The sequence below is a fragment of the Caulobacter sp. GW821-FHT09B11 genome, from assembly GCF_059418205.1.
Genome location: NZ_JBWKPK010000012.1, coordinates 150,698 through 159,138, shown reverse-complemented (window position 1 = coordinate 159,138; position 8,441 = coordinate 150,698). Strand labels below are relative to the sequence as shown.

General features: G+C 72.6%; 5 protein-coding genes. 4 read left to right on the top strand and 1 reads right to left on the bottom strand.

What is annotated here, in order from left to right:
• The 4 genes from AC07N1_RS11385 to AC07N1_RS11370 all read left to right on the top strand — a co-directional run.
• Positions 1–810: TrbI/VirB10 family protein (locus AC07N1_RS11385; protein ID WP_494671915.1), on the top strand; the 810-nt coding region annotated here is incomplete at its 5' end.
• The gene (gene virB11, locus AC07N1_RS11380) at positions 807–1,799 is read left to right on the top strand and encodes a P-type DNA transfer ATPase VirB11 (protein ID WP_494671914.1); all 993 of its coding nucleotides are present in this window, start codon (positions 807–809) and stop codon (positions 1,797–1,799) included. The genes AC07N1_RS11385 and virB11, both read left to right, overlap by 4 nt.
• A gap of 101 nt (positions 1,800–1,900) precedes the next feature.
• Positions 1,901–2,656 carry a response regulator gene (locus tag AC07N1_RS11375; RefSeq protein ID WP_494671913.1) on the top strand — a complete coding sequence of 252 codons (756 nt, stop codon included), beginning with the start codon at positions 1,901–1,903 and terminating at the stop codon, positions 2,654–2,656.
• The gene (locus tag AC07N1_RS11370) at positions 2,653–4,701 is read left to right on the top strand and encodes an ATP-binding protein (RefSeq protein ID WP_494671912.1); all 2,049 of its coding nucleotides are present in this window, start codon (positions 2,653–2,655) and stop codon (positions 4,699–4,701) included. Before AC07N1_RS11375 ends, AC07N1_RS11370 begins: the two co-directional genes overlap by 4 nt.
• A gap of 952 nt (positions 4,702–5,653) precedes the next feature.
• Here AC07N1_RS11370 and AC07N1_RS11365 read toward each other — a convergent pair.
• The gene (locus AC07N1_RS11365) at positions 5,654–8,422 is read right to left on the bottom strand and encodes an exo-rhamnogalacturonan lyase family protein (protein WP_494671911.1); all 2,769 of its coding nucleotides are present in this window, start codon (positions 8,420–8,422) and stop codon (positions 5,654–5,656) included.
• Positions 8,423–8,441: the final 19 nt, after the last annotated feature.

The following is an 8,441-nucleotide window of genomic DNA, read 5'->3' as shown; positions in this document are numbered from 1 at the left end:
CCGGTGGTCCTGGCCGCCGCCCCGCCGCCACCCGCCGCCGCTGCGCCCCAGATCGCGCCCGGACCGCCGCCGCCCGTCGGGGTGGATCCGAACCAGTCGCGGGCCGGGCCGATGGTCATCGACAACACGGCGATCGAGGCCGCCGCGCCGCGCGTCTCGGGCGGCCTCGCCGCCTCGGCCGCGCCGCAGGGCCAGCTGAGCGCCGACGAGCAGTTCGCGCTGCGGGCCGGAAACGACGCCCCGCCCAGCGCCCGCGCCTCCAGCCTTTCCGACCCGGCCGGCACCGTCGTGCAGGGCGCGATCATCCCGGCGGTGTTGGAGACGGCGCTGAACTCCGACCTGCCCGGCTACGCCCGCGCCATCGTCAGCCGCGACGTGCGGGGCTTCGACGGCTCGCGGGTGCTGATCCCGCGCGGCAGCCGGCTGATCGGCCAATACAAGAGCGGCGTCGCCACCGGCCAGAGCCGGGCCTTGGTGGTCTGGACCCGCCTGATCCGCCCCGACGGCGTCTCGGTGCAGTTGGCCTCGCCCGTCACCGACGAGAGCGGCCAGGCCGGGGTCGGCGGCAAGGTCGACCGCCACTTCGCCCAGCGGTTCGGGGCGGCCATCCTGCTGTCGGTGGTCTCGGGCGCGGCCTCGTCGCTGGGCGACGGCTCGTCGAGCACGGTGGTCATCGGCTCCAGCGGCGACGCGTCCAGCGCCGCCGGCCAAGCCTTGCAGACCGACGGCAAGATCTCGCCGACCATCCGCGTGGCCCAGGGCACGCCGGTGCAGGTGTTCGTCGCCCGCGACCTGGAATTCGGCCGGTGAACGCCCCGGCGGCCCTTCCCCCGCAGGACGTCTATCTGCGCACCTACCTGGCGCCGTTCGCGCCGTGGCTGGAGCGCGCCGACGTCTCGGAAATCCTGGTCAACCGGCCGGGCGAGGTGTGGATAGAGACCGCCGGCGCGCGGAGCATGCAGCGCGTGCTCGTCCCCGCCATCGACAACCGCCTGCTGGAACGGCTGGCGACCCAGGTGGCGCGCTGGACCTTCCAGGGCGTCAACCGCCAGAGCCCTCTACTGGCCGCCACCCTGCCCGGCGGCGAGCGGTTGCAGATGGTCGGACCGCCCGCCACCCGCGCCGGCTGGGCCCTGGCCATCCGCCGCCATCGCCTGGCCGACCTGGACCTGGAGGCCTTCCGCAAGGGTCCCCTGCCACCGCCGGCCGCGCCCGCTTCGCCCGAAGCCCTCGACGCCGCCGCCCGCCAGGAGCCGATCGAGTTCCTGCGCGACGCCGTCGCCGCGCGGAAGACCATCCTGATCTCGGGCGGCACCTCGTCGGGCAAGACGACCTTCCTCAACGCCCTGCTGCGCACGGCGCCGGTCGAGGACCGCATCGTGCTGGTCGAGGACGCGCCGGAACTGGCCCTCTCCCAGCCCAACGCGCTCGGCCTGGTGGCCGTGAAGGGCGACGAGGGCGAGGCGCGGGTCGATGTCGACGACCTGCTGCAGGCCGCCCTGCGGCTGCGCCCCGACCGGATCATCCTGGGCGAGATGCGCGGCCGCGAGGCGGCGACGTTCCTGAGGGCGATCAACACCGGCCACCCCGGCTCGCTGAGCACGGTGCACGCCAGCACGCCGCGCGGCGCCCTGGAGCAGATCGCCCTCATGACGATGCAGGCGGGCATGGCCCTCTCGCGCCGCGAGACCATCGACTACGTCGGGGCCATGGTCGACGTGGTCGTGCAGCTGGGCCGAATCGGCGGCGAGCGGCGGATCCTCGATATCCTGACGCTCAACTGCGGAGCGGAACGATGATCGCGTTTCCCGCCTCGGTCGCAAATACCACCCTCGCGCGACGTCGTGACGCGCGCAGAGGCCCGCTTGCAGCCCCTCCCCCTATGACTCGGAGCCTTTCGGTGTGTCATAGTCCGGACGCGATGACCCCCGACGCCTCGATCACCGAGACCGCGACCGTCCTCCTGGTGGAAGACGACGACGTCCTCCGCCGCGAGATGGCCGGCTACCTCGGCGCCCAGGGCTACGCGGTGCGCCAGGCCTCGACGGTCGGCGCCGCGCGCGAGGTGCTGGACGCCCGCGCCGTCGATGTGGTCGTGCTCGACGTCAACCTGCCCGGCGAGGACGGCCTGTCCCTGTGCCGCCAGCTAGCGCGAGGCGACGGACCGGCCATCCTGATGCTCAGCGCCATGGGCGAGCCGGTCGACCGGATCCTGGGGCTGGAGCTGGGCGCCGACGACTACGTGGTCAAGCCGATCCCCCCGCGCGAGCTGCTGGCCCGGGTCAAGGCCCTGCTGCGCCGGCGCAGCGCCGCCGGCCCTGCGGGCAAGAACCCCAAGCGCAACACCTACGCCTTCGCCGGCTTCCGCCTGGACCTGGCCGCCCGCCAGCTGACCGCGCCGAGCGGCATGCTGCTGCTGCTGACGCGCGGCGAGCTGGCCATCCTGTCGCTGTTGCTCGACAACGCCCGCTCTGTGGTGTCGCGCGAGGACCTGCTGACCGTCATCCGGGGCGAGGCCGCCGAGACCGTCGGCCGCGGCGTCGACCTGCACATCAGCCGCCTGCGCCGCAAGATCGAGGCCCAGTGCGATCAGGAACTGATCAAGACCTATCGCGGCGTCGGCTATGTTCTGGACGCCAAGGTGGTGGTCGAATGAAGACCCTGGCCGCCTCCTTGCGTCGTCCCAGCGCCCCGATCGCCCTGCAGATCGTCGCCCTGCTGCTGGCCAGCCTCGTCGTCGCCCAGCTGGCGACCCTGGCGCTGACCTTGCTTCTGCCGCCCAAGCCGCCGGCCCAGCACAGCCTGGCCGACATCGCCGCCGGCCTGAAGGGCGGACCGATCGACGCCAGCGAAACCCGTCCGCTGGTGCGCACGGTCGAGAAGGAGCCGCCCTCACTGTCGAGCCCCGGCTGGGTGGCCTCGGAGAAGTCGAGCGCCGACCTGGCCCGCCTGCTGAACGCCGATCCCGACGACGTGCGCCTGCTGTTCTACGCCCCGCCGCCCTTCGCCGGCGCGGGCGCGGCCAGCCGCCGGGCCGACGCCGCCGCCCTGCCCTTCACGGTCCTGCTGGGCTCCAGCGCCTACGCCCAGGGCCCAGCCCCCGGCGGTCGGGCCATGACCCCCGGCGGCGGCATGATGCAGCCCTCGGTCGGCCCCGGCTCGGTCGGCTTCCCGGTCAGCGCCGCCCAGAACAATCCCGCCATGTGGCGCGCCGCCCGCGCGGCCCTGGCCGGCAGCGGGGCGACCCGTCCCGACTATCGTCCCGGCGGCGCCATCGGACCGGCCGGCGCGACGTCCTCGCGCTACGGCCAGCAGCGCTTCCCTGGGATCGGGGCCGGCGGCGCGCCTCCGGGCGGCGTCATCGGCGGTCCGCCGCGCATCGGCCAGCGCCTGCAGCCGCGCTTCGCCACCGACCCGCTGTTCACCGCCCCGTTCCGCTCGTCGAGCTTCACGATCGGCGCCCCGCAGGCCGTCGATCCGATCGAGGCCCTGCCGCCGGAAGACGTCCGCGACGACGACGCGCCGGTCAGCACCCACACGATCGCCGTCGCCCCCGCCCTGACGGCCCGCGCCAAGCCGGCCAGCGAGGCGATCGGCGCCGCGCCGCGCCTTGCGACGACCGCCCCGGCCAAGCCCGCCGCCAAGCCGCAGCCGCAAGGCCGCCCGCTGGCCGCGCCGGTGGCGCGCGGCCTCTTCGGCCTGGCCCCCGCGCCCTATATCGAGGGCGACTTCGTGGCCGCCCTGCGTGTCTCCGACGGCCGCTGGGTGACCCTGCAGCCCAAGCCCGAGGGCTTCCCCAACAGCTGGCAGCGCCGGGTGCTGCTGTGGTTCCTGGTCTCGTTCGCCATCGTCGGTCCGATCGGCTACGTCTTCGCCCGCCGCCTGGCCGCGCCGCTGGCCGGCTTCGCCGACGCCGCCGAGGCCCTGGGCCGCGACCCGTCCTCGCCGGTGCTGGCCGCCGACGGTCCGGCCGAGGTGGGCCGCGCGGCCCGCGCCTTCAACCAGATGCAGGCCCGCCTGACCCGGTTCATCAACGACCGCACGGCGATGATCGGGGCCATCTCGCACGACCTGCGCACGCCGCTGACCCGCATGCGTTTCAGGCTCGAACGCGCCTCCCCGACCCTGCGCCGCGAGATCGGCCAGGACATCGACCAGATGGAGGCGATGATCAATTCGGTGCTGGCCTTCATGCGCGAGAACGCCGAGGCCGGCGCCCGCCAGCACGTGGACCTCCGCTCGCTGCTGGAATGCGTGGTCGACGACGCCGAGGTCACCGGCGGCGACGTCGCCCTGGAGCCGGGCCAGACGCCGCAGGTCGAGATCGACGTGCTGGGCCTGCAACGGGTGTTCACCAACCTCGTGGACAACGCCGTCAAGTACGGCGACAGCGCCCGGGTCAGCCTCTATGTCGACGGCGACGAGGCCGTGGCCGAGATCCGCGATCGTGGTCCGGGCATGAGCGAGGACGAGCTCAAGCGCGTCTTCACCCCGTTCTACCGCAGCGTCGCGGCCCGCACCTCGACCAAGCAGGGCGTGGGCCTGGGCCTGGCCACCTCGCGCTCGACCGTCCGGGCGCATGGCGGCGACATCCGGCTGGAAAACGTCGAAGGCGGCCTGATGGCCCAGGTCCGCCTGCCCCTGGCCGCCCAGCGCGGCGGCTCGCAGACCGAACCGCCGCTGCCGATCGCCGCGGAGTGATCCTTCTCCCCTTGCGGGAGAAGGTGGCGGCCGAAAGCCGGCGGATGAGGGGTCTCTCAAATGTGAGACGCCTCGCCCGGCCTGACCGCTGTACGCGGTGTTGAGTTCTGAGAGACCCCTCACCCGACCTGCTTCGCAGGCCACCCTCTCCCGCAAGGGGAGAGGGAACGGGTGGGCGATCTCACGCGCGATTGCGCTGAGCTGATGAAGGAGAGCGGAGCGCCCGGGCGACGCCCGGAGGTGTTGTTGTGTGTACCGTTTCGACGAAGCCTAGGCGCTCCGCGCGGTCGTTTGGCTGCCGGCTTCCCGGGCGGCGGCGCTCTTAACGCCTTACCAGAACCATCCGCCGGGTTTCCCGTTTGGACGGCGGCGAGGAGAGGGGTGCTCTGTAATCCTCGCCCAAGCAGACGACGGGCGGGCCTGGCCAGCGCCAGGTCCCCGGACGCGACGGATCTTCCCAATCCGCCCCAGTCCCGCTCGATCGCATCCCGCCGCCGCATGGTCGCTGGCCGCGCGCCCCTTCGGTGCGGCGAGACCCAGTGATTATGCGGGTGGTTTGAGCGCGTCTGATCCAGAGCGGTGAGAAAGTTGTAAGCCGCTGGATTGGTTGGGGTCTTTGGAACGGTCGCCGGGGATAGACGGCGTTGTATCCCCGTCCGCGATCCTTCTCCCCTTGCGGGAGAAGGTGGCGGCCGAAGGCCGACGGATGAGGGGTCTCTCAGACTTGAGACGCCCCGCCCGGCCTGACCGCCGCATGCGGTGTTGGGTTCTGAGAGACCCCTCACCCGACCTGCTTCGCAGGCCACCCTCTCCCGCAAGGGGAGAGGGAACGGAAAAGCCTGGGTCCCCGCTTTCGCGGGGATTTTGCGGGAGGGGGATGCGCGGAGCCCAGTCTCGCCCCCTCCACCACTTCGTGGTCCTCCTCCCCCGTTTGCACGGGGGAGGAGCAGGTTCAGAACGCGTCCTTGCCGGCGTCGCCGCCGTTGGAGCGGCGGGGGGCGGACTGGAGTTTGGCGCGGGCGGTTTCCAGGGCGTCGCCGACCAAAGCGAGGTTCTGGATGGCCGCCAGGCCCCACTGGGACGAGGCGTTGGTCGAGACGCGGGGGATCTCGACGATCGGCTCGATGACGGCCGGACCCTCGATGCGGCGCTCGCTGGCCACCGCGCCGATGCCCAGGCCCGCATCGCCGCTGAAGAACTCCAGCCAGGCGCGTTCGGCCAGGGCCGGGTCCTTGCGCTGGAAGGCGGCGTAGGCGGTCAGGCGCGAATGGCCTTCCTTGAGGTTGCGCCCCTTGGCCGGTGCGCCGGTCTTGGCCCGGAACTCGGCGTCGGAGGCGTTGTAGAACTGGCAGTAGTCGAGCCAGGCGCCCTTGTAGGCCGGACTGTCGATCAGCTGGAACAGCTCGGAATGGACCTCGACCGCGCCGAACACGGCGTTGAGGTGCGAAACGCTGACCTTGTCGCCCGCGCCCAGGAAGCGGCCGGTCTTGAGGTCGAAGTCGGCGCCGCCAGCGAACCACTGCTGCTTCAGGCCCGCGATGCTGTCCATGCCGGCCACGAGGCGGTCGCGCCAGCGCTTGTCGCCGGTGCGCTCCCACTCGGTGAGCCAGGCCGCGGCGAAGGCGCTCCAGCTGGTGCCGAAGCCCATGTCGACGACGCCCGGCGGGTGCGAGGCCGGGCCGTTCGGCAGCTTGCGGCTGATATCGACGCGGCTGAGGGTCTCGTCCGAGCCGATCAGGTCGTGCATCAGGTCGCCGACCCGCTCGTCGGCGGTCAGGTAGTAGTAGTAGCGACGATAGGCGGCGTTGGAGACGCGCGGCTGCTTGGAGCTGTCGGCCCAGTGCTGGACCCCGTGGCGCGTGCCGAAGCCGCGATAGGGGCCAAGGTGGCAGACATCGACCTCGCCGGTGTGGCGGGTCATGGCCTCGGCCAGGCGGAAGACGTCGGCGCGACCCGAGCGCACGAACGACAGCCACAGCCACAGGTCCGGCGACAGCTCGGAATTGGCCCAGGCGAAGCCGCCGATGTCGTAGCGCCAGACGTGACGGTCGCTGTCATAGGTGTGCATAACGTCGCCGTGGTTCCAGAAGCCGTACCAGCGGCGCTGTTCGACGTCCTTCATGTAGAAGTCGAGCAGGCCGTCGTTCTGGTCCTCGATGACGCGGCGGGTCGGGGTGGAGCGATCGACCAGGCTCCAGTCGCCGAACACCTGGGCCGCCTTCAGGCGGGCCGGGGTGGCCACGAGGCGCGGGGCGGCGCGCAGGCGGCCGGCCATGGCCGCGAACTCATCCCGCGACGGGGTGGTCGGCAGGGCCCAGAGGGTGATCTCGTTGGTGCGGGCGATGCCCAGCGGGCGACCCCAGCCCTTTTCATAGTCCTCGTAGGTGATCTCCAGGCCTTCACGCTCGGCGGCGTGGTCGCTCATGCCCAGGCCGTCGTGGTAGAAGCGCAGGTCCATGGCCGGGGCGTCCGGCGACCACAGCCAGATGGTGAACTCCGCCGCGTCGGTATGGGCGTGGCGGATGTCCAGGCGCGTGGGGCAGCGCTTCCAGAAGTCGGTCAGGGCGAAGGCGACGCCGCCGCCGGCCCCGCCGATATAGCCCAGGCCCGTGGCCCGGCCGCTGGTGACGGCGTCGATCCAGCCGTGGCCGGCCTTGGTGCGCTTCCTGATCGAGAAGCCGTCGGAATTGGGCTGGCTCAGCGTGAAGTCGCCCCAGGCCGGGATCAGGTCGAGGCGCTTGGACACCGTCGGCGCCATGCCCTCGAGCCCCGGGGTCTTGCGGCCGGCCACCTGGGCGTCGCGCCATTCCTTGCCGGGATCGCGGCGCAGGCCGGTCAGTGGTCGCACGCCCTCGCCCCAGACGCCGTCGCCCTCGCCCGAGAAGCGGACGTGGCGGTCGTAGAGGGCGTCGGTCAGCGGCGCCGTGCCGACGAGGCCGAGGCCCCGCAGGAAGTCGCGGTTCTCGTCGCCGTCGAAGATGAAGCTGTGCATGATCCGCAGCGAGCGGGCGCCGGCATAGACGTAGAGGCGCAGGGTGAAGGGCAGCCAGGCGCGGTCGCCCTGGCGGTGCTTGCCTTCCAGCTTCACGACCGCGCGGACGGGGCCCTTCTGCTCGACGGTCACGGCCGTGACCTCGCCCTCGAAGCGGGTCTGGGTGACGGGGCCATCGTCGAGGTCGGGCTTGTCCTGGGTCAGGGCCACCAGGCGCACGTCGCGCAGGGTCTCGCGGCCGGCCACCGTGGCGCGGGCGATGACGTTGGGACCCTTGCGGGGGATCAGCCAGGACTGCTCGCCGCTGACGATCTCGACCGCGTCGGGCGTCTCACGCACCGAGACGCCCGATGCGGGGGCGACCGGCTTGCCGGGCGCGACCTTGAGGGCCGGCGCGAGGCCGGCGCCGGCGGGGACGGCGTGGCCGGTCCACTTCAGCGAGCCGTCGGGCCAGTAGGCCAGCGGCCAGGTCTGGACGGGCACGGGCCGGCCGTCGGTGCCGGCGATCGTGAAGGTCGCCTTGGCCTTCTGGGCGCCTCGCGGCCACGGCAGGCCGAAGGTCTGGCCCTCGTGGGCGGCGGGCGGCGCGCCGTCGAGCCAGCGGACGCCGTCAGCGTCTAGCGCGACAGGGGCCGGAACGGCGGCCTGGGCGGCCTGTGCGGCGACGGGAACCATGGCCCCGGCCACGGCGGCCGTGCGCAGGAAATCGCGGCGGTTGAAAGGATCCATGGCGGTGCGCCCTCCCGTA

What these genes read in the sequence shown, in the direction of transcription:
- AC07N1_RS11370 (WP_494671912.1), top strand. Translation starts at nt 2,653, where the DNA reads ATGAAGACCCTGGCCGCCTCCTTGCGTCGTCCCAGCGCCCCGATCGCC.
- AC07N1_RS11365 (WP_494671911.1), bottom strand. Translation starts at nt 8,422, where the DNA reads ATGGATCCTTTCAACCGCCGCGATTTCCTGCGCACGGCCGCCGTGGCC.